Consider the following 26517-nt stretch of genomic DNA (forward strand, 5'->3'; position numbering starts at 1 on the left):
CCGCTTGTACGTAACTATGGAAACCTTGCTCTGGATTATTAAGTCGTTTTGATAATCCATCGTGTACAGCTGGAGTAATGATTCGCTTGCGCTGCTGTTTTTCTTTTGAATTCAAAAGCATGGCGAATAAACCTCCTTCTTTATATAACTTGAGCCAAAGTTCCATACTACGAACGTGATATCCTAAATGTTCTGCCAAGGCTGATTGTGTAGAAAAGCTTGATTCTCTAATATGTAACAAAGATTGTAGTCGTAATACATTTTTAGGATTAGTCTCTTTTCTGATTAAATTCCGTAAATGACTTGAGGATTCTTTTACTTCTAATAATATATGCTTACCCATTCTTTAAATATACGAAAAATTTATCCGTAAATTGTATTATTTCCTAATTCTAAAAAACAAATGATAAACCCCTGAAAACAGGTATAAATAAATAGAAAAGAGGTGTTAACTTTGATATCGAATTGTATAACATACAATTAATTATTGGTAACTGTTTTTGAGTGTGATTCTGTTTTTTGAATTTGTGATTTAGCTTTAAGTCTCAATAAAAATAATGTGATCACTACAAATCAGCAATAATTATAATGTATGAAAACACTATATATATTACATACTAGTGTATATGATTTACCTTTTAATTAGTTAGTTGTTTCGCCTTTGGTACTCTGATTATTAATTTTCACATCAACAAGTATGGTTTAATTGATAGGTTTTGAATCATATTAATCAAGATTAAGAAATTAGGGATGATTTTATGTAGAAAATCAGAGTTTATTTACCAAAGGTTTGATACAAAAAAGCACCTTATGGTAAACATAAGGTGCTTTTTATATTATATCTTTTCTGTTCTTTTTATCTAGAACCCGTAGTTGACACCAAGCCCAAATACTTCTCTAATTTGAAAACCTTGAGAGGCATTGTCATCATATATTGCCTGAAACGTAAAGTTAGTAGACAAATACTTATTGATTGTCATCACAACATTTGCAGTATAATCAATATCTATATTTTGAGGATCCTCTAGATAATTAGAGTATAGGTTCAAAATGTTCTCTATTGATACATTTTTCATGATATCAAATTTTGCATACCCGTTTAGTGATGCACCAAACTCAAAACGAGAAGTTTCATTAGCTTCTACTCCAAAATACTCATTGTCAGCATCAAGTAAATTATTTGGATTATTGATGTCTGTAAAATCACTATCTATAAAGATAAATCTTGCAGTTGCAGGAGCTATATTTACTTTTAGGTTATCACTTTTTTTCCATAACATACCAGGTCCAAACTGTAGATATGCAGGAGAAAAAATATGTGTTTTTTCTGTTCTGATTTCTCGTGTACCAATAACATTTCCTGTATTTTGGTCAACAATATTTTCTTCACCAAATTCATACCCTTTATCAAACTGCGTTTTGAAGTTTAAGAAAAAAGAGTAATACCATAGTGATTCTTTGATCTGTTTACCAACCAGAGAGTTAAATTCGAAACGGTCATTGGTTTTACGTGTAAACTCTTGGTCTTTAAGTTTTGTAAGACCATAATCAGCAAGGATTTTATTATCCCAAGTAATATCACCTTTACGATAATTCATATCATATGACAATGATAGGTTACCAGCAATATTAGAAGTTCCCCCTGCTTGCCAATTAGCATTAAAAGCGGATTGATTGAATAAGAAACTAATATTTCCCCCTCTTGTCCATCCTTCTTTTGGAGCTTCTTCTTTTGCTTCTTCTTGTGCAAATAGGATTGTAGAACCAAGTAGTAGCACTACTGTTAGCAATGTTTTTTTCATTTGATAGATAGTTTTAGGCGAATTAATTCGGCCATTTTTAAAAGTTAGATAATTTATTAACTGATATCAATAACCAGTGTAATTTTTTACGTTGGCAAATATATTTTAAGAAACGTTTTTTATTCTAAAAGTGTACTAAGAGGCTAGTGTTTTTCGATAAAAGACAAAATTAATAGACAAAATGAATTATTTTCTTTTGTATAGTGGAACAGAAGAACAAGCCTCACCATACATAATACTTTTGGCTACGGGTTGTAACTTTTGGATCAGGTCTATATAAGCACCTTGAGGAACGGGTTTATTGGTACACCCTTTTATAATGATAAATTTATCCTGATACTCAGAAACATCAAGAGTACGTATGATTTCTGAGTATATCATAGTTTCTAGGTTATCTAGTGTGCCTACAACTATTTTTTTTGCAAGAGGGAATAATGAGCTGGTCAATAAAAGATATGCCCAGCCAGGGATAATTGCATCTGTAGAACAGTACAAGGCTACATAAGTATCTTGGTATTGATTCCAGTCATGATTTGATACATGCGCTCTAAAGTCTTTTTCGCGTAGCACCAACCCCTCAAAAAGCCAGTCTTTGATGTCAAAGAGAATACGGTTTCCTTTTGGGTAATAATCTTCTAGATCAAAAGTTATCAGTTTCGTATTATTTGCAACTCTATTTATAATTTCATCAGCCATGATGTTATCTATTTTTTCTTTACACACAGATATTATTTATATCCTATTTTCTCTGATAGGTTGACATTGCTCTTTGCAAAATTACCTGTACCAAATGCAATTTCTTTTCCATCCTCATTATACATAGTTGCTTCTGCTACAAAAAGGTTTCTAGATTTTGATTTTATTTTTCCTACAGACGAAATGATTCCTTTATGAGCTGGTCTAATCAGATTAATATTAAACGAGGTCGTGAGTACAAAAGCATCTTTTATGATAGAATTCACCGCAAAAAAAGCGGCATCATCCAATAGTTTAAAATAGACAGAACCATGTATGGCTCCTAGTGCATGAAAATACTTTTCAGAAATTTCCATATTTATTTGTGCCAGACCTTCAGAAACTTTAATTGTTGTAGTATCATACAATGCAATATTAATATTTGCTTGTAGATACATTTTTTCTAACTTGGTATAATGTTCTTGATTCATTTTAGTGTTTAATAATACATACCAAAGACAATCTTATGTAAGCTTATAAGATGGGTTAAAGCATTCCTAATTCTAATTTTGCTTCTTCGCTCATTAAATCTTGAGTCCATGTTGGGTCAAAAGTAAGCTCCATTTCTACATCATTTACTTCATCAAGAGATTTTACTTTTTCTCGTATTTCTTCTGGTAGTGACTCTGCTACAGGGCAGTTGGGAGAAGTAAGTGTCATCAGAATTTTTACATCATAATCTTCATTAACAAATACATCATATATCAACCCTAGCTCATATATATCAACGGGAATTTCTGGATCATATATTGTCTTTAATACGCGTACAATTTTTTCTCCCAGATCATCTGTATCTATAGCTTCTTCACTCATTTTTTTTGTTTTAATTTTTCTTTTAGACAAACTACACTTACCAAAAACAGATTTAATCTAATTGAGTTTGGTAGGCAATAGCATACATTTTTAATTGCTTAATCATACTTACTAAGCCATTTGCACGAGTAGGCGACAAATGCTCTTTCAGACCTATTTTATCTATAAAATCAGTATTTGCTTTAATAATATCAGCTGGATGCTGCTCAGAAAATACACGAATCAATATAGCAATAATTCCTTTGGTAATAATAGCATCACTGTCTGCCGTGAATTCTATTTTATTGTCTTTCATATCGGCATGCACCCATACTTTACTCTGACAGCCTTTTATAATATTCGTATCTATTTTATACTTTTCTTCAATAAGAGGTAATGATTTACCCAATTCAATCATGTACTCATAGCGTTGCATCCAATCATCAAACATGCTAAACTCATCAACAATCTCTTCTTGAATTTCTTGTATTGTCATTGCTTACAAATTTTTAACAAAAGTACGATAAGAATTATTGCTATTCAATACTTTCTGATAATGATCGTATAGTATTAACTAATAGTTGTATTTTTTTGTGATGCTATATTAACTCAGCATCATTTGTGCTTTTTTGACAGCATTTACTAGTATATCGATTTCTTCTTTGGTATTATAAAATGAAAAAGAGGCTCGTATAGTTCCTGGAATTTTATAGAAATCCATGATAGGCTGTGCACAGTGATGTCCTGTTCTTACAGCAACCCCTAATTTATCTACAATTGTTCCTACATCATAAGGGTGGATATTATCTAGATTAAAGGAAATTACAGAAGTCTTATTCTTAGAAGTACCATAAATTCTTAATCCTTCTATTTCTAATAATTTTTTTGTGCCATATGATAACAATTTCTCTTCATAGCTTGCAATAGCATCAAAACCTATAGCATTCATATAATCCAGAGCCACTCCAAAAGCAATACCTCCACAAATATTAGGTGTACCCGCTTCAAACTTATGTGGTAATCCAGCATAGGTAGTTTTCTCAAAAGTTACCTCCTCTATCATCTCTCCTCCTCCTTGATACGGTGGGATTTTGTGTAGCCATTCTTCTTTTCCGTATAATACACCTACTCCTGTTGGGCCACATAATTTATGTGCAGAAGCTACATAGAAATCTACATCCAAAGCCTGAACATCAGGTTTGATATGCGGGCAAGCTTGTGCTCCATCTATTAATACCGCAGCACCTACATGATGTGCTTTTTTTATAATTTCTTCGATAGGGTTTATAGTACCCAATGCATTAGAAATATGATTGGTAAATACAAGTTTAGTTTTATCAGAAAGTAATTGATCGTATACATTCATCAATAATTCTCCTTCTACATTCATAGGAATTACCTTGAGTATGGCACCTGTTCGTTCACATAACATCTGCCAAGGAACTATATTAGAGTGATGTTCTAGAGCCGAAACAATAATTTCGTCTCCTGCGGTAAGAAGGTCGGTAAAGCCAGTAGCAATTATATTGATGCTGTGTGTTGTACCAGCGGTAAGAATGATCTCATGAGTATGCTTTGCATTAAAGTGTTGTTGTACTTTTTTGCGGGCAACCTCATAGGCATCTGTTGCTTCTTGTGAGAGGGTGTGTACGCCTCGATGAATATTTGCATTGTAATTGCTATAATAATCTACAATTGCATCTATGACTATTTGTGGTGTTTGAGATGTGGCCGCATTATCAAAGTATACCAAAGGTTGTCCGTTTACCGTTCTTTTGAGAATAGGAAAATCTTCTCTGATTTTCAATACATCTAGCATATCAATTTCTTTTTGCAAAAGTAACAAGTATTTCTATGAGGATTGTTTATTTTTAAAATGATTTAATCCTTTTTCTTATGAATCGATTCAGAAAAAAACTCGGACTTTTATTTTTAGTATTAATCGCAATCCTTTGTGTTGTTATTATTTTCAATTATCCAAAGCTCACAATATTGGCAGGATATTCTGCAAAAAACATGAATTCATCTGTTTTTATTGCATCTCGTGATGTAGACTATACAGATCATAATGATAATAATTTCGCTCCCGTTCATTTGGCTGATGATACAGTAGATTATAAAAAGAAAACGGCTACGGCTACTGTTTTTGGGCTTAAGAAAAGAAAAGCCATCTATAGAGAAGGGCTGGGTAGTGTTTTGATTGATGATAATTTTGATGAGAATACTCCTGTATTGATACCTAATAGAACTGGAAAACCTTCTGGATTATCATATCCATACGGAGAACTAGATCAAAAAGACACTGTTTTTACAAATATTGATTATGATAAAATAAATAAAACGGTGTCTTCAATTTTTGATCTCAAAGGAGAGGATATACAAAAAACAAGGGCAGTTCTTGTTCTCTACAAAGACCAGATTATTGCAGAACGATATACAGATGGGATCGATAAGAACTCTAAACTACTGGGGTGGTCTATGACCAAAAGTATTTTTAGTACTGTGTATGGTGTATTACAAAAACAAGGAATTCTTACTATTGATGACAAAGCTCCTGTAAAAGAATGGCAAAACGATACAAGAAAAGAAATAACAATCAATAATTTATTGCAAATGAATTGTGGATTGGAGTGGGAAGAGGATTATGGTTCTATATGTGATGCTACAAAGATGTTATATATAGATGCTGATATGACAAAGGCTCAAATCAATAAAAAAGCAATTCATAAGCCTAATGAGTTTTGGTACTATTCATCTGGCGTTTCAAACTTATTATCTGGTATTTTGCGTAGTAAGTTTGATACATATCAAGAGTATCTTGATTATCCATACCGTGAGTTTATTGATAAGATTGGTATGCATTCTATGCTTATAGAAACAGATATGGTTGGTAATTATGTAGGTTCCTCATATTCTTGGGCAACGGTAAGGGATTGGGCTAAATTTGGTGTACTATATCTACATAAGGGGAATTGGAATGGTGATCAGATTTTTGATAAAGAATGGGTTGACTATGTTACAACACCAAGTCCTACCTCTGAAGGAGATTATGGAGGACATTTTTGGTTGAATGCAGGTAGTTTTTATCCCGATGCGCCTAGAGATATGTTTTCTGCAAATGGATATCAAGGACAACGGGTATTTATTATTCCATCCAAAGATTTGGTAATTGTACGCTTTGGATTAATCGGGGATAAAGGGGTTGATTTTAATACGTTTCTTAAAAACATGGTTAGTGCCGTAAAATAACACCTTTCAAAAAATAGAAGTTCTTAAAAATCACGAGTATCATCAAACCATTGCAACGCTTTTTCTTGTTTGATTTTTATAGGAGAAGTAATAATAAGTTGTTCTACACCTAGCCCTACATCTTCTCTTTCTGATGTTTCTATACCCGATAGAGCGTTAATCGATTTAATAAATACCACAATTGCAGTTTTTACTTCTTTTTCTGATGTTGCAGAGGATATAGTTTGAACCGCAGTTTTATATGATTTTATAGCAATTTTTTCGTTCTTTTTTATCCATCCTGAAAATGGCAGGCCATATGCTTCTGTAAACCAGAATGGTTTTCTTAATTTGGATACAGAAGCATATTTCATTTCTCGTTGTTTCGATAATTTTCTAAGATCCGTTCGTAGTAATTTCCCCGAAGACTCTTCAATATTCCAACCAATAAATGATACTAATGATGGCCATTTGTTGAATTCTGGAAAATCACTGATATCAGGACAATATCGTATTGCTAAAGATTCTAAACTTTTTAATTGTTCCAAGCTTTTTAAATTAGTCAGGTTTCCTGACAATGCAAGGTGTGTAATATTTTTAAACTGCAATAAGCTTTTACAATCGAATGGTTGTCCTAGCGGAGTTACTTTTATATCAACAGAAGTTACTGCCTCAAAAGCTTCAAAATTGGGTAATGTATATGGTGTTTTTTTGATTCTTGAAGTGTCTGGGTAAAGCCCCAATTGTGGAACTGAATTAAGGTTTTCTTTTTTACATTGAAATACATCAAGGTTTCCTACCAGATTCAGATTATTTATATTTCCTACATTGGTTACGGTTATGCTTTTTTGTAATTGAATTGTAAGCCTATTAATCTGTGCTTTCTCAAGATCTACTGAAACATTTGTAAGAGGAGTCCATTGAAAATCTTCTATTGGGCGTTTTTCTGACCATTTTATAAACCCAAGATCATTACCCCAATAATAAAAGAATCTCGGCCAATGTGAACCTGCTGGTGTATTGAGTTTATCAAACGCGATCCAATTAATTGTCTTATTATGATCTACGAGCACATCATATAAATCTGGTGCCATTGTTGTGCTACCTATAGAAAAACTACCCTGCCCTGCAGGAATGTATACACTGTGGCTATTCTCTCCTGTCAAAGATAGAGTTAGGTTTTCTTCTCGGCTCATATTTTCACTGATATAATTAATAAAAAATGGGGTCTAAAAGATATAGTTTGCTACCTACCAAAATAGTCATAATAACGTTTGGCGTGTTGCTCATAACGTTTGATTAGTTCAATATTTTTATTTTCTAATGATGTTAATTCTTTTCTTACGTCTGTAGATACAGGTATATACCAATCAATTGCAGAATCAAAGAAATAACGCATTTTTCTGTTTTTAAAAGAATATCCGTGTCTGGCATAGATTAAATTTCGTAATATCTCTAATTCACCTTTATTGAGGTTCTCTACATCTTGATTTGTGAGTTCTTGAGAAGAAGCGTTTAATTTTGATATAATAGAAGGATCAATTGATTCAAACTCTCCATTTTCTTCATCTTGAGAATTGTGTAAGCTCAGGTTATAATCATATTCTTCGTCAAAATGTAAATTTAATCCTGCATTGTATTCAAATTCTTTTTTATCAAGATCATACTTTCTTTTGGGTACTGCCAATTGGTTATTATTGGCAATCCATACTCCTTTTATTTTATTTTTTTCTGGATAAAGGGTAAACTCAAAAACACCATCATATTTATCATCTCCTGGTTCTGTAACTTTAGCAAAAAGTGTTACTTTGTCAAAACTCCCTTTGAATGGTCTTGAATTACCTGCAACTACAGAGTGTCCATATAATGAATCATTTTGTATACGATCTACAGAGATATTAATTCTATTGTGATATGATCCCTTTTTTTTATGCACATCTTCATAACTAGAAGTAATAAAAGCACCTACATAGAAACCAAGTAAATTAGAATTAGAATCAGGTACGGTCTCTTGTTTTTTTGATACATCATCAGGAGTTTCTGTTTCTGCCTTATTTATCTCTTCTTTATTTGGTAAAACATCATGTTTTTTTTCTTCTTTTTTACAAGAAAAAATAGTGATAGCAATAATTAGTAGAATTATTTTTTTCATTTTTTTAGATACTTTATAATTATAATTTCAGCTACTATAAGGTTTAAAGCCCATCCTAACCATGCAACAATTTGGTATACATCCATTGGTCTGGGCTGAAAAATTAGAACAATCAAATATTTCCATAACCGTAAAGTTATAGCAGATAATGTTAACGCAAAGCTTCTAATCATAAAAAATTGATGCTTTGTATAGTTTCTTTGTCGTAAAGCTCGTACTGCTTGTAAGCTAAACCAGAACCACCCTATCGCTAATATACAAAATGCTAATTGTGACCAAAATCCACCATTGGCATAATATCCTAGTATTAATCCAGAAGGGGCGGCAAATAGTAATACCGATAGCAAATAGATCCACCCTATAACTTTATGAACTTTTGAAAATTGTGTTCTTATTTTTTTTGAGAACTGTGTAAATCCAGCAAAGAGCGAAAAAACAGAAAAGGTTACATGAATATAAAATGCAATTTTATAATGAGTAAGGTGAGTGTATTGTTGCTTGATTCGTAAAAAAGCAACATCAAAATCTATGGGAAAGTACTGTATTGTAATTTGAAACATTAATATACAAAAGAATGCATATAGCAATAGAAGAATAAAATGATAAGCATTGTTTACTTTCTTCATAGGAACTAAAAAAACCTCTACAAATATATGAAGAGGTTTATATACTGTACTAGTTTTGATTGTTTTTATAAATCAAAACCTATATTAACACCGAGTTTATTGGCTATTAATTTATTAATTCTACTTTTTAGCTGTGGTATTTTTACACTTTCTAATACATTATTCGCAAATGCATACATTAATAATGCTCTACCTTCTTTTTCTCCTATTCCTCTAGAGCGCATATAGAATAATGCATCGTCATCTAATTGCCCGATAGTACATCCATGAGAACATTTTACATCATCGGCAAAAATCTCTAATTGAGGCTTAGAGTTTATAGTTGCTTTATCACTTAACAAAATGTTATTGTTAGATTGAAAAGCATTTGTTTTTTGAGCTTCTTTGTTTACAATAATTTTACCATTAAAAACTCCAGTAGCTTTTTCATCAAAAATACCTTTGTAATCTTGATGACTTTCACAATTTGGTTCTGCATGATGTACCAGTGTATTGTGGTCTACATGTTGTTTTCCCTCAATGATAGTTACCCCATTAAGTATAGAATCGATCCCTTCTCCTTTTTGATAAAAGTTAAGGTTATTTCTGGTAATATTTCCTCCAAAAGCAAAAGTATGTACAGATGCTATACTTTGTGCGTGTTGCTCAATGTGTGTATTATCTATCAAAGAAGCATTTTGATTATCATTTTGAATTTTATAATAATCTACAATGGCTCTTTTATCTGCAAAAATTTCTGTAACCGAGTTAGTTAATACTGGGTTTTCTGTCAAACTCTGGTGACGCTCAATGATTTGTACATGAGAATTCTCTTCAACTACAATCAAGTTACGAGGTTGTAGCATTTGGGCAGATTCTTTTCCTGTAGAGAAATGTACTATTTGGATTGGCTTATCTGCCAACTTATTTTTTGAAATATAAATATAGGCTCCTTCTTTTGAGAAAGCAGTATTTAATGATGCAAGACCATCACTAGGTACTATTTTATTAAAATAGTTTTCAATTACTGGCTTATATTTTTCATTCGTCAAAGCAGATGACATCAAGCATACATCTATTTTATCATGAGTTGTTTCAGATAAATGGGAAGAATACGTACCATCTATAAATACGATTTTGTAAGTATCAAGATCATGAAGAAAATATTTTCTTATGTCTTTGAACTCTAAAGTGTTTTCTTCATTAGGAAAAATACTGTAATCGTGTTTTAATACGTTATTTAGAGAGGTATACTTCCAAGCTTCTTCTTTTTTGGTAGGAAACCCTTTTTCTTCAAAAGTCTTAATGGCTTGACTTCTAATATCATGCACTTTTGAATCTACATCTACTGTATTTTCAAAAGCTAAAAAAGAAGACATTAATTTATCTTTCAACTCCATATTTAATTCCATGTTTTGTTTCTTTTGAAACAGTTTTCAAGTATAAGAGATTACTCTCTTCTGAACACTTTATAATTTAAACAACCGATTATCTTATAAGCCCAAAAACTGAGGATTATGCATTTATTTCTTCTTTGATCCAATCGTATCCTTTTTCTTCTAGCTCAAGGGCTAATTCTTTGGTGCCTGATTTTACGATTTTACCATCGTATAGTACGTGTACAAAATCAGGAATGATATAGTCAAGTAAACGTTGGTAGTGAGTAATTACAACAATAGCATTATCTTCACTTTTCAATTTATTTACTCCATTAGCTACAATACGAAGCGCATCGATATCTAGTCCAGAATCTGTTTCATCAAGTATAGCTAATTTGGGTTCCATCATAGCCATTTGAAAGATTTCATTACGTTTTTTCTCTCCTCCAGAAAACCCTTGATTAAGTGATCGAGATAAGAATTTGCGATCAATTTCTAATAATTCAGATTTTTCGCGAATTTTTTTAAGCATATCTTTTGCTGGCATTTCTTCTAAACCTTGCGCTTTTCTGGTCTCGTTGATAGCGGTTTTCATGAAATTAGTTACTGTTACTCCTGGGATTTCTATAGGATATTGAAAAGAAAGAAATACACCTTTGTGAGCACGTTCTTCTGCTGCAAGTTCTTCAATGTCTTCTCCATCCAAAAGTATTTTTCCTTTGGTAACTTCATATTCTTCTTTACCCGCAACAATACTCGCCAGTGTACTTTTTCCAGCACCATTAGGTCCCATAATAGCGTGTATTTCTCCTGCTTTTACATTTAGGTTAAGACCTTTTAAAATTTCTTTACCTTCGACACTTGCGTGTAAATCTTTTATTTCTAACATGATATACTATGTTTATCTCTTACTTGAGATATTATTTAATTTTCCTTTTGCAAGCTTGTGCCTTTAGCATCTTCAGAAGACCTAATTTTGGTTGGTAATTCTGATGTTGGGGCACTTACTCCAATAATTTCTTTTATTTCTACTATTTCTTCCCAACCTTTTTCTGGGTTAGGTTTTACGATTCCTTTGATTACTACAGGAACCATATCATATTCTTCTCTTTGTAGTGGTTCTATTTTTTTGGCTAATTCTAGAGTAGCATCATTAATTATTACTCCATAAATAAAATTATCTCCTTTTATTACTGCTGCATCATCAATGAGAATAAATTCACCTCGTATTAAATCAGGTTCTTCATTAGAATTAGATTTACAAGAAAAAAGAATAAGGCTTAAGATGATTAAAATAAATGATTTTTTCATTGATGTGAGATATTTGATGGTTTCAAGATTAGCCCACAGAACCCTCCAGAGAAATCTCAAGAAGCTTTTGAGCTTCTACAGCAAACTCCATAGGTAGTTTATTCAAGACCTCTTTACTAAAACCATTAACAATCAAAGCAATTGCTTTTTCTGTATCGATTCCTCGTTGGTTACAGTAAAAGATCTGATCTTCACCTATTTTGCTTGTAGTTGCTTCATGTTCTATTTGAGCTGTTTTATTTTTAGTTTCTATATAAGGAAACGTATGTGCGCCACATTCATTGCCCATCAATAGAGAATCACATTGAGAAAAATTACGTGCATTGGTTGCTTTACTACTTATATGCACTAATCCACGGTAACTATTTTGAGATTTTCCGGCAGAAATACCCTTAGAAATAATAGTACTTTTGGTGTTTTTACCCAAGTGTATCATTTTTGTACCCGTATCTGCTTGTTGAAAATTATTGGTGACAGCGATAGAATAAAATTCTCCGACAGAGTTATCTCCTTTTAGGATACAAGAAGGATATTTCCAAGTAACAGCTGATCCTGTTTCTACTTGTGTCCATGAGATTTTGGCGTTGGTTTCGCACAACCCTCTTTTGGTTACAAAATTATAAACTCCTCCTTTACCTTCGGCATTACCAGGGAACCAATTTTGTACGGTAGAATATTTTATTTCTGCATCATCTAGTGCTACTAATTCAACAACGGCAGCATGTAATTGGTTTTCATCACGAGAAGGAGCTGTACATCCTTCTAGGTAACTTACATAACTTCCTTTATCAGCTATAACTAGTGTTCTTTCAAATTGTCCTGTTCCTGCCTGATTAATTCTAAAATAGGTAGATAGTTCCATTGGACAACGAACGCCTTTTGGAATATAACAGAATGAACCGTCACTAAATACAGCCGAGTTTAAGGCTGCATAAAAATTATCTTTTTGAGGAACTACAGATCCAATATATTTCTTAACCAATTCGGGATGTTCCTTAATTGCTTCAGAGATAGAACAAAATATAATTCCTTTTTCTGCTAGTGTTTCTTTGAAGGTAGTAGCAACAGATACAGAATCCATTACAATATCTACAGCAACACCTGCCAGTTTCTTTTGCTCGTCTAGAGAAATTCCTAGTTTTTTAAACGTTTCCAGTAGTTCAGGATCAACCTCATCAATACTATTGTATTTAGGTTTTTTATTGGGTGCCGAATAGTAAGAAATACCCTGAAAATCAGGCTTTTCATATGTAACATTCGCCCATTCTTTTTCCTCCATCTGTTCCCAAATACGAAATGCTTCGAGTCTCCATTCTGTCATCCATTCTGGCTCTTCTTTTTTCTTAGAAATTGCTCGAACTATATTTTCATTAAGACCAACAGGAAAAGTATCAGATTCTATGTCTGTGTAGAATCCATACTCATATTCTTTGGTTTCTAATTCTTTTTTTAAATCGTCTTCAGTATATGCCATCTTCTTTGTCCTAAAAATAATTTTAGGCTCTTTTTTTATCAATTAAAGGGAAAAACTTTCTCCACAACCACAGGTTCTACTTGCATTGGGATTGTTAAAAACAAAACCAGTACCGTTTAAACCACCTGAATATTCGAGAGTAGTACCGATCAAATAGAGGAAACTTTTTTTATCCACAATGATCTTTACATCGTTATCTTCAAATACTTTATCTTCTTCATGTTGTGCTTTATCAAACTTTAAGTCATATGATAAACCAGAACATCCCCCACTTTTTACTCCTACACGCACATAATCGGTAGTAGTATTATAGCCATCCTCTGTCATTAGTTGGATGATCTTATTTTTTGCTCCGTCTGATACCTTAATCATACTTTTATAAATAGATTAATTCTAATATTAAATGCAAATATACTACATAAGTAGTTTTTATACACAAAACCTAACATATATCTACTATATAATAGCATAGTTAAAAGTTATACTAGTCTTTAAATCGGGTTTTTAGAATTCAGAAAAACGATTATCATTTAAAAAATCGTCATCGGTAAGCGTTTTTAAAAAAGAGATGATATACTGTTTTTCTTGAGGAGTCATTGAGATTCCCAGAGTATCGTTTTGTTTTAATATGGGGTCTAAAGTTTCTGAGTTTTCGATCCCATTACTATAATGATCCAGAACATCGCTTAGGGTTTTTAATCTACCATCATGCATATATGGAAAAGTAAGTTCGATATTTCTAAGGCTAGGAACCTTGAATTTGTATATATCTTCTGCTAAGCCTGTAACCCGTTTTCTACCAATATCATTATAAAGTGAATCAATGGGCAAACCATTATTGCGATATGACTGATCTGTGAATAAGGTACCTTGGTGACAGGAAGCGCATTTGGTTTTAAAAAGCTCAAAGCCTGCTTCTTCTTCTTTGGTAAATACAGACCCTTCATTTCTTTCTATTTTATCATATTTAGAATTTGCCGAAACCATCATAACCATAAATTGCGATAATGCCTTGAGCAGATTATCAGTATTTATTTTTTGATCTTCGAATGCTTCGGCAAATAATTTTACATATTCGGGTTGTTCTTCTAGTTTTTGAAGAATACTATTAAAAGTTTCATTCATTTCTACTGCTGCAGTAATGGGTATAATTGGTTGCAAATCAAGGTGCATTGTGGCTCCATCCCAAGTAAACTCTTTCATAAATGCCATATTGTGCAATGGCTGTGCATTGCGAGTACCCAGCGCCCCGTTTACACCATGGCTTACTATATGAGTGTGATGGGTGAACGCAAAATCCTGAATATGACAAAAACCACAAGAGACAACACCGTCTGATGCTAATCTGCCATCATAAAATAGTTTTTTTCCTAACTCAAACCCCTTTTCTGTAGGAGGGTTAAGTGCCATTTTATAAGTAGGTTTAGGAAAATTCGAAGGAACAGTAAACTCTAGATTTACATTCTCTATAGGAATATAATTATCCTTATCAGAACTACAAGAAGTCCCGATAAGTATAATAACTGAGTACAACAATAGTTTCAAAATATCAATTTAATTAGAGATACTAACTGCGTTAAACATATCACCAATATTTTCGGCGATTTTTGGAGAAAACTCAGGATCTACTTGAATACTGTTTTTTTGTTCTAAAGAGTGTGTATTTGGACCATCAAATATTTTTTCAACATCAACATTAATAGCGATTTCTGGCGATTCTGATTCTTGTATAACCAACGTTTCTGGCAAATCCAATGTAATTTGTTTATAGTTATCTAAAGTTGTACCATGACTTCCTATATGAATTAAGAAATCGGTATTGGTTCCACCACTTGTAGTATATGATCCTTCAAATTTTAAAAAGATATACCCTGCAGACCAACTCCATAGCATAGCATTTTCTTCTGCAGTAGGGATAAAATTAGCCATTCCGTTGAGCGGATATTTTGATTGATCCACACCGATACCAAATCTAATTTTGGTATATTCTCCTGTTTTAATATCAGAAAGCTTTATTTTTTTACTGTCTAGAACTTCTTCGTTTACCAAAAAATAGCTTCGATCTAAGGGATATGTAAATTCTTCTCCATTGGCTTTTATGAGTACAACATTACTTATAATATATTTTAGTTCTGATATATTATAGATTTCATTACTGCTATTGGTATATAAATCTGTTATTAATTCTATACCATTGGTTTTTATTGTGTTTTTAAAATCTAGTACTACCGTACCAAAAGTTTCTGTAGTTGTTTCATCATCATTTTTACATGAGGATATAATGATTAAAATTGTGAAGAGGATATAAATTATATTTTTCATTATTTTTTTATTTGTATTTAATTATGAGTACATCTTTTGATCCTTTATTAGCAGGAATGTCAAAATCATTACTTTCAGAACTGCCAGCTACTACTATTTTTTTATCTGTTGTTTCTATACAACCTTCGCCAAACTCAGCTTGGCTACCTCCGCTAGCATGTTTCCATTGCACTTCCCCTTTTTGGTTTATGATCATAGTCCATACATCGCTTTGTCCATTATTTTTTGAAAGGTCAAGGTCATTACTTCTTGAATTCCCAGTAATTATATAGCCTCCGCTCTTCATTTTTGTAATGGCTCTACCAGTATCAAATGCGGTACCGCCTAACGATTTTTCCCAAAGTAAATTACCATTACCATCTATTTGAATCAGCCATAGATCAGCATTTCCGTTGGCGCTAGAGATATCACCATCAACACTTCTAGAGTCTCCAACTATTAGAAATTTTCCATCATTGGTGGCTGCAACGGCATACCCAACATCTATTTCTGATCCTCCAAATGATTTTTGCCATAATTTGGTTCCTTCTTTATTTACTTTTACTGCCCAGAAGTCATAACTCCCCTTGCTATTGGTTACATCAAAATCTATACTTTCTGAGGAGCCTATCATTAAGAAACCATCATCTTGAGTTTGTACTACATCATAGCTACGATCATTATTAGTACCTCCAAAAAAGCGCCGCCATTCTTTTTCTCCTGATGCATTAAGTTTTATTCCCCAAAACTCTCCAACTCCATGTTTTGCGAGATTACCTTTATCATCATTTCCTTCCCCATCACTGGCAGTTACATCAAGAAAACCAGTAATAAAATAACCACCATCTCTGGTTTGTACCAAAGAAAAGGCTCTGTCTATTCCTGCAAATCCAAAACTTTTTTCCCATTGAATATTTCCAGAGGTATCCGTTTTTACAACCCAGTAATCTTGCAAACCAGCATTTACAGTTACATCTTCATCGGTACTTCTGCTATATCCCACTATTGCAAATCCCCCATCAGAGGTTTGTATAATTTTTTCTGCTCTTTCGTCACCTGACCCCCCATAGGTTTTGCTCCAAGTAATTTGCCCTTCTTTGGTAAGTTTAAGAAGCCAATAGTCGCTATCTGTAGCTGTTTTATCGGTAATATCTCCATCTATACTCTGAGTATATCCCGCTATAGCATAGTCCCCATCAATAGTTTCTACTATTGATAGGGCACTATCTTCATTACTTCCTCCAAATGTTTGTATCCATTCTATTTCGCCCAGAAAACCTTCTGGAGGAGGAGGTACTGTATTACCCGCATCATCGCTACTACTACAAGCGACTAGGCAACATACTATAGCTATATAGATACTATGTCTACTTGATATAAGTTTATAGTAATTCATTTATGATAGGTTTATGAATATTATCTTTTTACAAAGCGTTTGCTAATTACACGGTTGTTTTTGGTAGTTATCTGTAAAAAGTAAACTCCTGATAATAAGCTAGAAACATCAATATCATTTACAAGATTTCCTTTGCTTACCGTTTGTCCGATAAAATTTTTGATTTCAAAACTTGAATTGTTTTTATCGGTCATAGATACATTCATAGTGTCTCCACCTACAGGATTAGGATAAATAGAGATAACCGTGTTTTGGTTAGATACCAAAGAGGCATTTCTGGCTGCTCCTGTGGTAAGTGTAACATTATCTATTGCAATATCAGCTTGCCACGTAGTTCCTGTGATTCTATTAAATCTTAATTTTAGTGATTCTCCAATATATGCTGATAAATCTAGGCTAACGTTGTTCCATGTATTTCCCTGATTTTGATTCTGGCTCCATATACTTGTCCATGAAGTACCATCATTTATAGAGGCTTCTACTGCTATACTACCCATATTGCTTGCTCCATACATATGATATGCAAATGAGAATGTTGCAGTTGTAGTAGTACTTAGGTCAAAACAAGAAGATGTGAGTATTGCCTGTTTATTAGGAAATCCTGATCCATCTCCTGAGGCTTCTACATATATATAATACGTTCCTTGATTTGCATTTGACGGGCCTGTGTTACGAGACGGGGTTCCATTTGCATCTATAGTCCAATCAATATTATCGGCTTGTGATTGTGTCCATTGACCCAGAGTGTTTTCAAAACTTTCATTATACGGAAAAGATGAAATACCTCCAACACAAACTCCACCCCCACTAGGTCCTCCTTCTAGAATAGTTACGGTATAATCTTCAACCTCGCCATATTGAAATGATTCACATGGGGTTGGGACTGCATTATACTTCATAGAAACACGCATTCTGGTAGCGCCTGTTGTTGCACTCGAGGGGATAGTGAATATTCCTGAAACAGGAGTGGTTCTGGTTGCATTCTGTGACCATACTTGTTCTCCTGAATCTGCAAAATCACCGTCATTATTATAATCAATCCATACACTATACCCTTCACTATAGGTAGTTCCTGACCAAGTTGGGGTGATTGTAATAGTATGAGATTCTCCTTTTGCAAGGTTTGTAGCTATAGCGGTGTTGTCCTCATAACCACCAGTAGACGCTCCACTAGTATTGTTGATAGTTCCTATTGCAACATTACTTATATATTCATCTGTTACACTGTTACCATTTGAAGCACAATAGCTTATTTGTACATTAGTTGTTGTAAAATTGATACTATTGCTATAGTTTGAAGCTGTCCCGTCTTGACACTTACTTCTTACCTGAGCTTCATAAGATGTTGTTGGTGATAAACCTGTTATGTTATATGAGTTGGAGTTTGCCGCAACGGTGGTCCATGAGGTGGTAGCTGTTTGTCTATATCGTATATCATATGTTGCACTAGCTATTGCATTCCAATTGACAATAGCTGTGGTTGCTGTTATATTAGAAGAGGCTAAATTAGAAGGTGTGGTTGCTATACATGTTCCTCCACCACTTTTACGTACTAAGAAAAATCCTCCCTGAATATCACTTATTACAATGTTTCCACTATTAAAATATGGGTATACATTCCACACCCCATCTAGTGTTACACTATCGCTAGAGGTATAGGTGTCAAAAAAGCCAACTTCTGTCATTGTTTTAGAAGCAATATTAGAAATATCAATGACCCGTATTCCTGCTCGGTAATTAGCTAGGTAGAATAAATTTCCTTTTACATATCCGTTATGATCGGTTGAAGGGGTGGGACCAAAGTAATTAAAATGAAACTTAGGATTGTCTAAATCCTGAAAATCAAATATGATGGTTTTAGTATTAAAACCTACTCCTTGCTCATCTAGCTCATCTCCAAGAATAAAATATCTTTTATCTTCTGTAAACCACCCTTGATGTGTATATTTTACATCAGAATACTTTATGGTAGATATAGTTACAGGATTTGATTTATTGGTAATGTCTGCTATTACAATTTCTATCTCGTTGCTACCGATTAGAATTTCTTTTCCTGTGTAATCACTATCAGGTCCATTGTAGGTGACTACCTGAGCATCATGTGTATAGGCACGTTGACCTCCTGATAAAAAACCACCAGCATCTTTTGGGTTTTTAGGGTCTTGAATGTTAATAAAGAGCGGCCCTCCTTTATATGTTCCAGATCTACTTGCTCCTACTACGTATGCGTAGCCAGAATCTTCATTGATTACAATGTTATGGGCACTTCCAAATCCTGTATATCTTGTATCTGCTGTAAATGTTTGAGGAGGGTTTGCTACATTACGCAGCCTTGTAAGGTCAAAAACCTGCATTCCATGGTTTCCTATAAAATCTGCAACTATAAAAGCATGATCTTTGTATACTTTTACGTCTCTCCAATTACTTGATCCTACTGCTGAAGGTAGTTTACCCAAATAAATAGGGTTGGTAGGATTAGAAATATCGATAAATGCGGTTCCATTATCTAACCCTATAATCGCGTATTCATTACCGTTTTGTGGGTCTGTCCATCCCCAACTATCATTACCAGAACTGGCATTCATAGTAGAAAGTGTAATATGGGACATTAGATCGTAATTGTTGCAAGGGTAAGAGCCTGCCAAACCGTTTTGACAAGGAGTCTGACCATAAGTGCATACTACTGTAGTTACCAGTAGTAAAATGGTAGTTAATTTTTTCATTGAGTTTGTGTATTTTAAGAGTGAGTTTGTGTACAAAGATTTACGTCATAGGCTAATGATTTAATTTTTAAATAGTTAGACAATTTATCAATTTTATTGATGTTTTTTAAGGATATTGTATTAACTCATAGTTATTTTGGTATTTTTTAACTTTTTTAACAAAATATTTTAAATTATTATAGACTTATTTTTCCACAAACAACATTATTCATAAAACAGAAGTCATACCATTTACACTTTGATTTTACCGCAATAAAATTCTCTTTTTCGCCTATGCTTCAAAATAAAAATTAACCGTAGCTATTGCTATGCTGAATTTTTCTTCTTTGCATAAACAAAAAATAGTTGATTTTCTTTTTTACAGTAAATTCAAAGTGCAAATGGTATCAGTTTTAAAACTGTTTTATTAATACAATGAATTTCAAAATTTTAAATAATGTGTAGAAAAAATAGAGTCCTTAAAGAAAATGACAGAACTCTGGTTGGCTCTATGTAATATGATTTTTTTATAGAGTTTATGGTCTTTTATTTTTCAGATTTTTTTTATGAATTGAAGCCAGATTCTTGATTACCTTTGCAACATGATTGAAGATAAAAATACATCGCGCACACAATTATCAGAATTGGGAGAGTTTGGACTTATTAATCATTTGACCAAGAATTTTGAGATTAAACAAAAAACAACTTGCCTTGGTATTGGTGACGATGCAGCGGTTTTGGATTTTGAAAATAAAAAGTGTGTTCTTACTACTGATTTATTAATTGAAGGAGTACACTTTGATTTATCCTATGTGCCTTTAAAGCACTTGGGATACAAAGCTGTGGTAGTAAATTTATCTGATGTATATGCGATGAATGCTACGGCTACACAAATTACAGTTTCTATTGCTGTCTCAAACCGTTTTCCTATAGAGGCACTAGAAGAATTGTATACTGGGATCGAAACGGCTGCCAAAATTTATAATATTGATGTTGTAGGAGGAGACACTACCTCATCAACTACAGGATTACTGATTAGTATTACAGCGGTTGGTCATGCCAATGAAGAAGATTTGACATATAGAAGCGGGGCCAAAGAGAGTGACCTTTTGGTAGTAACAGGTGATTTGGGAGCTGCTTATCTAGGGCTTCAAATACTTGAAAGAGAGAAAAAAGTATACGAGGTAAACCCTAATTCACAACCAGACCTTGATCAATATACATATCTTATAGAAAGACAACTAAAGCCTGAGGCAAGAAAGGATATTCCTGAACTTTTGAAAGCATTAGAGGTCAAACCAACAAGTATGATTGATATAAGTGATGGATTATCTTCTGAGGTAATACATCTTTGTACTCAATCAAAAGTAGGAGTAAATTTATATGAAGAAAAAATTCCAATAGACCCTACGGTAATTTCTACTTGCGAAGAGTTTACACTAAATAGTACAACCGTTGCTCTAAATGGAGGCGAAGATTATGAATTACTATTTACTATCAAACAAGAAGATTACCCTAAAATAAAGGCAAATCCAAGTCTAACGGTTATTGGGCATATTACCGATGAAAAAAGCGGAATAGGATTGGTCACTAGAGCTAATGAAAAAATTGAAATAACAGCTCAGGGGTGGAACCCTATAAAAGGATAAATTATGATGCGGCCTGAAACTGTGTCTTAGGATCAGCCTTTGCAAGTTTTTTTGCATGCACAGAGGCCAAAGCATTATTAATTTCTTTTAATTTGGGGGTCATCACTTCTAATCTACCTCTACTGTTTGTAGTTGCTTGCTCACCACAATGAGAACATGTATATTCTTTGATATGATGGGTTACATTTTTAGAAATTAAATAGTCGTGACCAAATAAAGAACAGTAGATTTTTGAAAAGGAGAATGCGGAGTTAGGGGTGTTTTTTTTCATTTTTTGCGGGGTTAATAACTCATAAATTGGGGTTACAGGTTCATTATCAATACAATAATATCATTTTTTTCTGAGAACCACCTTATTTTTGTAAGAAAATATGTCTTAAATGGTTGATTTTTAATCAAACTTGCCTTGTAACTATGTTTTTTAACCTTTAAAAATGTATTTTGTCTAGTATTTCATGATGACCCCACTCTATTTTCTAGTAGCTCATTTATAATTTTTAGAGAGTGGCTAGAAACGTACGAAGTTCTCTAAGGTATTCTTCTTTATTTTCTAAGTAAGACATATGCCCCCCATCAAGACGAATAAGATCAGTTTTGTATAATTGAGCTTCTTTGACAACTAGGTCAATAGGCAGTATAGGATCCTTGATTCCTGCAACAATAATTTTAGAGCCTTCAAAATTTGCAAGGATAGAGGATCGATCTTTTCTAATCTTCATTCCTTCTAATCCAGATATGATTCCTTGTAATGAGATTTTTGATGCTTGATCTTTGATCTCTTTGATCTCCTGATCAAATTTTATTCTGTTTTTGGGGGCAAAGAGATTGGCAATCGCCATACTGGTATATGCATTGGGATTCTTTTTTACAATCTCTATGGCTCTAGTTCTGGTTTGTTGTCTTTGGGGGCTATCGGGTAGTGATGTAGAGTTGAGCAATACCAATCCCGAAGCTATATCAGTAAATAGATCAATACAGGCTAATGCCACATATCCTCCCATAGAATGACCAATAAAAGTTACATTGGTTACTGTCAGAGTATCCAGAACGGCTTTTACAGCCTGCGCCATATCCTCCATAGTATGAATATACCCCATAGATTCAGTATGACCATGACCCAATAAATCAATTAAAATGCAATGATAGGTGTCTGATAGAGAATCTATAGTTTGTTCCCACATAGTGGTGTTTTCTAAAAAACCATGCAAAAAAACTATGGGGGCTCCTTTTCCAAAAGTTTTATAATGTATCGCAATGTTTTTATGTGTTACTATCATTTGATTCGTTTTCAAGAGAACAAAGAAACTAGAAAATGAACTTTTTTAAACGGAAATAGGTTCTTTTTTCTTTGCTCTCCTATTTGTAATACTACAATGATTATTTTGTATGAGTCTTAAGGTTTCGTTATTATTGTTTATTAAAGAGATATAAATATCTAACCATATGAGATTTAATAAAGAAACTTTTGTTGCTGGATTTGCCTTATTTTCTATGTTTTTTGGTGCTGGTAATCTCATGCTTCCCCCTCTTTTGGGCCTTAAAGCAGGAGATGCATGGTTTATGGTTATTCTAGGTTTTGTGATCTCTGCAGTACTTATTCCTCTATTAGGGATTTTTGCCCATGCCCGATTACAAGGAACGATGCTAGACTTTGCAAAAAAAGTATCTCCTACATTTAGCCTTATATATTGTATTCTGGTCTATATGATCTCTATAGCATTGCCATCTCCAAGAACTGCATCTGTAACTCATGAAATGGCTATACAGCCTTTTTTTGTCACTAGTGCCTGGCTTACTAGTACTGTTTATTTTGCACTAGTACTACTTTTTGTACTTAATCGATCTAAAATCCTTAATCTACTAGGGAAGTTTCTTTCTCCTCTTATATTTATAGTTGTTCTTAGTATTATTTGTATAGGTCTATTCTCTATTCAAAGCCCTGTAATAAACCCATCTGTTTTTGAGACACCTATTATAAATGGATTACTAGAAGGGTATCAAACATTTGATGCCATTGGTGCTGTAGTAGTAGGGGGTGTAATTATAGTCTCTTTAAAAATTAAAGGAACTACCGATTTTAAGCAAAATCAAGGATTGATCATAAAATCTGGTATCATTGCAGGAATAGGGCTTTTTATCATCTACTCAGGAATGATCTATAACGGAGCTCTATTTAATAATCAATTTGATCCAAACATTACAAGAACTGACCTATTATCTGGCCTTAGCTTAAAAACATTGGGAGAAATTGGTAAAGTTTTTCTTAGCATTCTAGTAGGTCTAGCCTGTTTTACCACTGCAGTTGGTATTGTAACAGGCACAGCAGATTTTATCAAAGGTATTTGCAATGATTCTCATAATGCATATGTTATTACGGCTGTTATTGGTTGTATTTTGGGGGTAATAATGGGACAATTTGATGTACATTATATTATTGATATAGCCATACCAGCACTTATGTTTATTTACCCTATTACGATTGTTTTGATTGTACTAAATGTTTTGCCAGATAGATTCACTTCTTCTATGGTATTTAAGACAGTGGTAATAGTAACTATTATATTTAGTATTCCCGATTTTTTAGCCTCAATAGGATTGGATACTATTGTAACACCTATTTTAGAAACTCTTCCTTTAGGTTTATACAGTTTGGCCTGGTTGTTGCCTTCATTACTAGCACTTATAATCATGAATATCTTGTTATTTCTAAAATCCAGATAAAAAAAACAGATTTGGAAATCCAATAAATTCGGGGTAAATTCCCCTATTATGACATAGGACTATTCATTACATTTAACCATAACAACTACAAAACCAAACTGTATAAACAAAAAGGATTTTTATGACAAAAACAATTACTCTTCTATTTACTGTATTACTTTTATGCTCTTGTACTAGCGATGATGAGTATATACCTATTGCATCAAATCTGGATAAGGAACTCAAATTGCTTCTTGTAGATATATCAAAAGAACAAGGTCTTGCTTATTTTATGTTGCCAGAAAGTGATGATTATACCAATATCCCTCAAGACCCATTAAATCCAATTACTAAAGAAAAAGTTGAACTAGGAAAGCTACTATTACACGAAACGGCATTGGGCAAAAACCCAAAGGTAGAGAGCATGAAGGATACCTATTCTTGTGCTTCATGCCATCAAGCTACAGCGGGGTTTAGTTCTGGTGTAAGACAAGGTGTTGGAGAATGTGGTATTGGGTTTGGGTACAATGGTAGTGAGCGGGTCATCGATAATAATGTACCTGTAGATTCTGTAGATATACAACCTGTTCGCTCCCCTACACTGCTTAATGTTGCTTATCAAGATGTAATGCTGTGGAACGGACAATTTGGAGGAACGGGTACTAATGAGGGTACAGAAGCTAACTGGGATAAAATTCAAGAAAATTTTCTAGGATTACAAGGAGTAGAGGTTCAGGCCATAAAGGGACAAGGAGTACATCGCCTAAAGGTAGATAAAGACTTTGTTGATACCTTTGGGTACAAAGAGATGTTTGATCAAGCATTTGGTAATATCGAGGAGAGCATGCGGTATACTACCAAAAATGCAGGTCTTGCTATAGCAGCTTATGAGAGAACATTACTGGCCAATAAGTCTCCATGGCAAGAATGGCTAAAGGGAGATTATGACGCAATGGGTACGGTAGAAAAAAAGGGAGCTATTGCCTTTTTTGGAAAAGCAAAATGTTATGAATGTCATACTGGTCCTGCACTCAATGATACAGGTTTTTATGCCTTTGGGATGGGAGATTTTGATAACACAAAAAATGCTGTTGTATTGAGTGGAGTAAATTTTGAAAATGTAAAAAAAGGAAGAGGAGGGTTTACCAAAAATCCTAATGATGATTATAAGTTTAAAACTCCCACATTATACAACTTGATCGATGCTGGTTTTTATGGCCACGGGGGTACTTTTACCTCTATAAAAGATGTCGTTGCGTATAAAAATAAAGGGGTTGCACAATCTACAGAAGTTACTGTAGAAAATCTAGCACCTCAATTTGGTACTCTAGACTTGACAGATCAAGAAATAGAAAACCTTACTGTTTTTATAGAAAATAGTTTACGAGATACTGATCTTACCCGATATGTACCCGAAACAATAAAATCAGGCTATTGTTTTCCTAATAATGATGAGCAATCACAAATGGATTTAGGGTGTAAAACCAAAAAATGATAAAGTGAAAAATATCGAATACTAACCTAAAAAAGATCAACTCTATTCAGGGAAGTATACTATCAAAAACCAAAAAGGCTTTACAGAGTTTTATCTTGTAAAGCCTTTTTGGTTTCTAGCAATAACTCTTATAAAAAAATAGTAGTATTTTTATTCTAGATATAAAATAAGAATAGCTAGTAACCTTATCTTAACTATTAACATAGCGGTAATATAATTAGATTATTTGGGATAAAATCCGTATATTTTTCCTATGAAAGAAATGGATTTTAGGTCAGTAGATTCGGCTACTAGAAAAGAAATACGCAAACGGGCTATAAAACAAATTAATTTAGGAAAAAGGAAGAAAGATGTTGCTATTATGTATGGAGTTATTAACCCGACGGTAAAAGAACTAGATTAAGCGGCATATTTTATGTCTGCATGGTTAAAATATTTGATAACTCTCTGATTATTATCTTGTAGCATTTTCATGTGTTTTTCTACATTTTTCTTGAGTTGCTTTTCGTTTTTTGGAGCAGGTTTTTCTGATAGCCCATATTTTAAGTCACAATTTAAATACTCATCTGGATTTTTCTCAGGAGAATAAGATGGTAAAAAGAACAATTCAATACTAGTTTTATTTTCCTCTACCCATTGCTTTACAATTTTACTATGGTGTACTCTCAGGTTATCAAGTATTAAGAATATTTTTTGCTCCTTATTTTTAATAAGTTGTTTTAAAAACTCGATCAATCTATCGGCATTCATTGTTCCTGAGTAAATCATAAATTGTACACTTCCTTGATTAGTTACT

27 protein-coding genes are annotated in these 26517 nt (G+C 33.2%); 5 read left to right on the forward strand and 22 right to left on the reverse strand.

Translation table 11 applies throughout. The features are described from left to right. From CVD18_RS15015 to CVD18_RS15045, 7 genes are all read right to left on the reverse strand, one after another. Positions 1-343: transposase (locus CVD18_RS15015; RefSeq protein WP_103864054.1), on the reverse strand; the 343-nt coding region annotated here is incomplete at its 3' end. 517 nt (positions 344-860) lie between these two features. Next, positions 861-1802 (reverse strand): DUF3078 domain-containing protein, encoded by a 942-nt coding sequence (locus tag CVD18_RS15020; RefSeq protein ID WP_103866258.1) that lies wholly within the window; start codon positions 1800-1802, stop codon positions 861-863. A 186-nt stretch (positions 1803-1988) separates the two neighbouring features. Beyond that, positions 1989-2498 carry a DUF2480 family protein gene (locus CVD18_RS15025; protein WP_103866259.1) on the reverse strand — a complete coding sequence of 170 codons (510 nt, stop codon included), beginning with the start codon at positions 2496-2498 and terminating at the stop codon, positions 1989-1991. Between the two features lie 32 nt (positions 2499-2530). After that, positions 2531-2968 carry a PaaI family thioesterase gene (locus CVD18_RS15030; protein ID WP_103866260.1) on the reverse strand — a complete coding sequence of 146 codons (438 nt, stop codon included), beginning with the start codon at positions 2966-2968 and terminating at the stop codon, positions 2531-2533. A 55-nt stretch (positions 2969-3023) separates the two neighbouring features. Further along, entirely contained in the window at positions 3024-3350 is a 327-nt protein-coding gene (locus CVD18_RS15035; RefSeq protein WP_103866275.1) for a DUF59 domain-containing protein, read from the reverse strand. 52 nt (positions 3351-3402) lie between these two features. Then, positions 3403-3825 carry a SufE family protein gene (locus CVD18_RS15040; RefSeq protein ID WP_103866261.1) on the reverse strand — a complete coding sequence of 141 codons (423 nt, stop codon included), beginning with the start codon at positions 3823-3825 and terminating at the stop codon, positions 3403-3405. Between the two features lie 108 nt (positions 3826-3933). Beyond that, complete coding sequence (locus CVD18_RS15045) at positions 3934-5148, reverse strand: aminotransferase class V-fold PLP-dependent enzyme (RefSeq protein ID WP_103866276.1); 1215 nt, start codon at positions 5146-5148, stop codon at positions 3934-3936. A gap of 77 nt (positions 5149-5225) precedes the next feature. Here CVD18_RS15045 and CVD18_RS15050 point away from each other — a divergent pair, with 77 nt between their 5' ends. Then, positions 5226-6578, forward strand: coding sequence for a serine hydrolase (locus CVD18_RS15050; protein WP_103866262.1), 1353 nt, complete (start codon positions 5226-5228; stop codon positions 6576-6578). A gap of 23 nt (positions 6579-6601) precedes the next feature. Here the strand turns inward: CVD18_RS15050 and CVD18_RS15055 are convergent, their stop codons facing one another. The 12 genes from CVD18_RS15055 to CVD18_RS23510 all read right to left on the reverse strand — a co-directional run bounded on the left by CVD18_RS15055 (position 6602) and on the right by CVD18_RS23510 (position 19898). Beyond that, positions 6602-7753 (reverse strand): leucine-rich repeat domain-containing protein, encoded by a 1152-nt coding sequence (locus tag CVD18_RS15055; protein WP_103866263.1) that lies wholly within the window; start codon positions 7751-7753, stop codon positions 6602-6604. Between the two features lie 50 nt (positions 7754-7803). Continuing rightward, positions 7804-8709, reverse strand: coding sequence for a YARHG domain-containing protein (locus CVD18_RS15060; RefSeq protein ID WP_103866264.1), 906 nt, complete (start codon positions 8707-8709; stop codon positions 7804-7806). Next, on the reverse strand, positions 8706-9335 hold the full coding sequence (locus CVD18_RS15065; RefSeq protein ID WP_233194559.1) for a DUF2306 domain-containing protein: 630 nt from the start codon (positions 9333-9335) through the stop codon (positions 8706-8708). The genes CVD18_RS15060 and CVD18_RS15065 overlap by 4 nt, the downstream gene beginning before the upstream one ends. A 65-nt stretch (positions 9336-9400) precedes the next feature. Further along, positions 9401-10714: a Fe-S cluster assembly protein SufD gene (sufD, locus tag CVD18_RS15070; RefSeq protein ID WP_103866277.1), complete on the reverse strand. Its 1314-nt coding sequence runs from the start codon at positions 10712-10714 to the stop codon at positions 9401-9403. A gap of 115 nt (positions 10715-10829) precedes the next feature. Continuing rightward, on the reverse strand, positions 10830-11582 hold the full coding sequence (gene sufC / locus CVD18_RS15075; RefSeq protein WP_103866266.1) for a Fe-S cluster assembly ATPase SufC: 753 nt from the start codon (positions 11580-11582) through the stop codon (positions 10830-10832). Between the two features lie 35 nt (positions 11583-11617). Beyond that, positions 11618-12004 (reverse strand): hypothetical protein, encoded by a 387-nt coding sequence (locus CVD18_RS15080; protein WP_199185089.1) that lies wholly within the window; start codon positions 12002-12004, stop codon positions 11618-11620. A 28-nt stretch (positions 12005-12032) separates the two neighbouring features. Then, complete coding sequence (sufB, locus tag CVD18_RS15085) at positions 12033-13478, reverse strand: Fe-S cluster assembly protein SufB (protein WP_103866278.1); 1446 nt, start codon at positions 13476-13478, stop codon at positions 12033-12035. Positions 13479-13520: 42 nt separating this feature from the next. Then, a complete protein-coding gene (locus CVD18_RS15090; RefSeq protein ID WP_103866267.1) occupies positions 13521-13850 on the reverse strand; it encodes an iron-sulfur cluster assembly accessory protein in 330 nt (109 codons plus the stop codon). A 132-nt stretch (positions 13851-13982) separates the two neighbouring features. Then, on the reverse strand, positions 13983-15023 hold the full coding sequence (locus tag CVD18_RS15095; protein ID WP_233194560.1) for a cytochrome-c peroxidase: 1041 nt from the start codon (positions 15021-15023) through the stop codon (positions 13983-13985). Positions 15024-15032: 9 nt separating this feature from the next. After that, the gene (locus CVD18_RS15100) at positions 15033-15800 is read right to left on the reverse strand and encodes an MbnP family protein (RefSeq protein WP_103866268.1); all 768 of its coding nucleotides are present in this window, start codon (positions 15798-15800) and stop codon (positions 15033-15035) included. Positions 15801-15807: 7 nt separating this feature from the next. Continuing rightward, on the reverse strand, positions 15808-17175 hold the full coding sequence (locus CVD18_RS15105; RefSeq protein ID WP_103866269.1) for a hypothetical protein: 1368 nt from the start codon (positions 17173-17175) through the stop codon (positions 15808-15810). A 20-nt stretch (positions 17176-17195) separates the two neighbouring features. Further along, positions 17196-19898 (reverse strand): choice-of-anchor B family protein, encoded by a 2703-nt coding sequence (locus CVD18_RS23510; RefSeq protein ID WP_369858603.1) that lies wholly within the window; start codon positions 19896-19898, stop codon positions 17196-17198. Positions 19899-20479: 581 nt separating this feature from the next. Between CVD18_RS23510 and thiL the strand changes: the two genes are divergently transcribed. Continuing rightward, on the forward strand, positions 20480-21526 hold the full coding sequence (gene thiL / locus CVD18_RS15115; protein WP_103866270.1) for a thiamine-phosphate kinase: 1047 nt from the start codon (positions 20480-20482) through the stop codon (positions 21524-21526). A gap of 1 nt (position 21527) precedes the next feature. Here thiL and CVD18_RS15120 read toward each other — a convergent pair whose 3' ends face one another. Both CVD18_RS15120 and CVD18_RS15125 read right to left on the reverse strand, forming a co-directional pair. Further along, the gene (locus CVD18_RS15120) at positions 21528-21797 is read right to left on the reverse strand and encodes a hypothetical protein (protein ID WP_103866271.1); all 270 of its coding nucleotides are present in this window, start codon (positions 21795-21797) and stop codon (positions 21528-21530) included. Positions 21798-22023: 226 nt separating this feature from the next. Beyond that, positions 22024-22803: an alpha/beta fold hydrolase gene (locus CVD18_RS15125; protein WP_103866272.1), complete on the reverse strand. Its 780-nt coding sequence runs from the start codon at positions 22801-22803 to the stop codon at positions 22024-22026. Positions 22804-22969: 166 nt separating this feature from the next. Here CVD18_RS15125 and brnQ point away from each other — a divergent pair, with 166 nt between their 5' ends. From brnQ to CVD18_RS15140, 3 genes are all read left to right on the forward strand, one after another. Beyond that, positions 22970-24247: a branched-chain amino acid transport system II carrier protein gene (gene brnQ, locus CVD18_RS15130; RefSeq protein WP_103866273.1), complete on the forward strand. Its 1278-nt coding sequence runs from the start codon at positions 22970-22972 to the stop codon at positions 24245-24247. 121 nt (positions 24248-24368) lie between these two features. After that, complete coding sequence (locus tag CVD18_RS15135; RefSeq protein ID WP_103866274.1) at positions 24369-25721, forward strand: cytochrome-c peroxidase; 1353 nt, start codon at positions 24369-24371, stop codon at positions 25719-25721. A 253-nt stretch (positions 25722-25974) separates the two neighbouring features. After that, positions 25975-26124 carry a hypothetical protein gene (locus CVD18_RS15140; RefSeq protein ID WP_199185090.1) on the forward strand — a complete coding sequence of 50 codons (150 nt, stop codon included), beginning with the start codon at positions 25975-25977 and terminating at the stop codon, positions 26122-26124. Here the strand turns inward: CVD18_RS15140 and CVD18_RS15145 are convergent. Next, the coding region (locus CVD18_RS15145; protein WP_146052741.1) for a transposase at positions 26121-26517 on the reverse strand (397 nt) is incomplete at its 5' end. The two genes, CVD18_RS15140 and CVD18_RS15145, sit on opposite strands and share 4 nt — an antisense overlap.

Source organism: Aquimarina sp. I32.4 (genome assembly GCF_002924285.1).
Classification (GTDB): Bacteria; Bacteroidota; Bacteroidia; order Flavobacteriales; family Flavobacteriaceae; genus Aquimarina.

Coding starts and splice junctions, on each gene's coding strand:
- CVD18_RS15020 (WP_103866258.1), bottom strand. CDS start 1,802: ATGAAAAAAACATTGCTAACAGTAGTGCTACTACTTGGTTCTACAATC.
- CVD18_RS15025 (WP_103866259.1), bottom strand. CDS start 2,498: ATGGCTGATGAAATTATAAATAGAGTTGCAAATAATACGAAACTGATA.
- CVD18_RS15030 (WP_103866260.1), bottom strand. CDS start 2,968: ATGAATCAAGAACATTATACCAAGTTAGAAAAAATGTATCTACAAGCA.
- CVD18_RS15035 (WP_103866275.1), bottom strand. CDS start 3,350: ATGAGTGAAGAAGCTATAGATACAGATGATCTGGGAGAAAAAATTGTA.
- CVD18_RS15040 (WP_103866261.1), bottom strand. CDS start 3,825: ATGACAATACAAGAAATTCAAGAAGAGATTGTTGATGAGTTTAGCATG.
- CVD18_RS15045 (WP_103866276.1), bottom strand. CDS start 5,148: ATGCTAGATGTATTGAAAATCAGAGAAGATTTTCCTATTCTCAAAAGA.
- CVD18_RS15050 (WP_103866262.1), top strand. CDS start 5,226: ATGAATCGATTCAGAAAAAAACTCGGACTTTTATTTTTAGTATTAATC.
- CVD18_RS15055 (WP_103866263.1), bottom strand. CDS start 7,753: ATGAGCCGAGAAGAAAACCTAACTCTATCTTTGACAGGAGAGAATAGC.
- CVD18_RS15060 (WP_103866264.1), bottom strand. CDS start 8,709: ATGAAAAAAATAATTCTACTAATTATTGCTATCACTATTTTTTCTTGT.
- CVD18_RS15065 (WP_233194559.1), bottom strand. CDS start 9,335: ATGAAGAAAGTAAACAATGCTTATCATTTTATTCTTCTATTGCTATAT.
- sufD (WP_103866277.1), bottom strand. CDS start 10,714: ATGGAGTTGAAAGATAAATTAATGTCTTCTTTTTTAGCTTTTGAAAAT.
- sufC (WP_103866266.1), bottom strand. CDS start 11,582: ATGTTAGAAATAAAAGATTTACACGCAAGTGTCGAAGGTAAAGAAATT.
- CVD18_RS15080 (WP_199185089.1), bottom strand. CDS start 12,004: ATGAAAAAATCATTTATTTTAATCATCTTAAGCCTTATTCTTTTTTCT.
- sufB (WP_103866278.1), bottom strand. CDS start 13,478: ATGGCATATACTGAAGACGATTTAAAAAAAGAATTAGAAACCAAAGAA.
- CVD18_RS15090 (WP_103866267.1), bottom strand. CDS start 13,850: ATGATTAAGGTATCAGACGGAGCAAAAAATAAGATCATCCAACTAATG.
- CVD18_RS15100 (WP_103866268.1), bottom strand. CDS start 15,800: ATGAAAAATATAATTTATATCCTCTTCACAATTTTAATCATTATATCC.
- CVD18_RS15105 (WP_103866269.1), bottom strand. CDS start 17,175: ATGAATTACTATAAACTTATATCAAGTAGACATAGTATCTATATAGCT.
- CVD18_RS23510 (WP_369858603.1), bottom strand. CDS start 19,898: ATGAAAAAATTAACTACCATTTTACTACTGGTAACTACAGTAGTATGC.
- thiL (WP_103866270.1), top strand. CDS start 20,480: ATGATTGAAGATAAAAATACATCGCGCACACAATTATCAGAATTGGGA.
- CVD18_RS15120 (WP_103866271.1), bottom strand. CDS start 21,797: ATGAAAAAAAACACCCCTAACTCCGCATTCTCCTTTTCAAAAATCTAC.
- CVD18_RS15125 (WP_103866272.1), bottom strand. CDS start 22,803: ATGATAGTAACACATAAAAACATTGCGATACATTATAAAACTTTTGGA.
- brnQ (WP_103866273.1), top strand. CDS start 22,970: ATGAGATTTAATAAAGAAACTTTTGTTGCTGGATTTGCCTTATTTTCT.
- CVD18_RS15135 (WP_103866274.1), top strand. CDS start 24,369: ATGACAAAAACAATTACTCTTCTATTTACTGTATTACTTTTATGCTCT.
- CVD18_RS15140 (WP_199185090.1), top strand. CDS start 25,975: ATGAAAGAAATGGATTTTAGGTCAGTAGATTCGGCTACTAGAAAAGAA.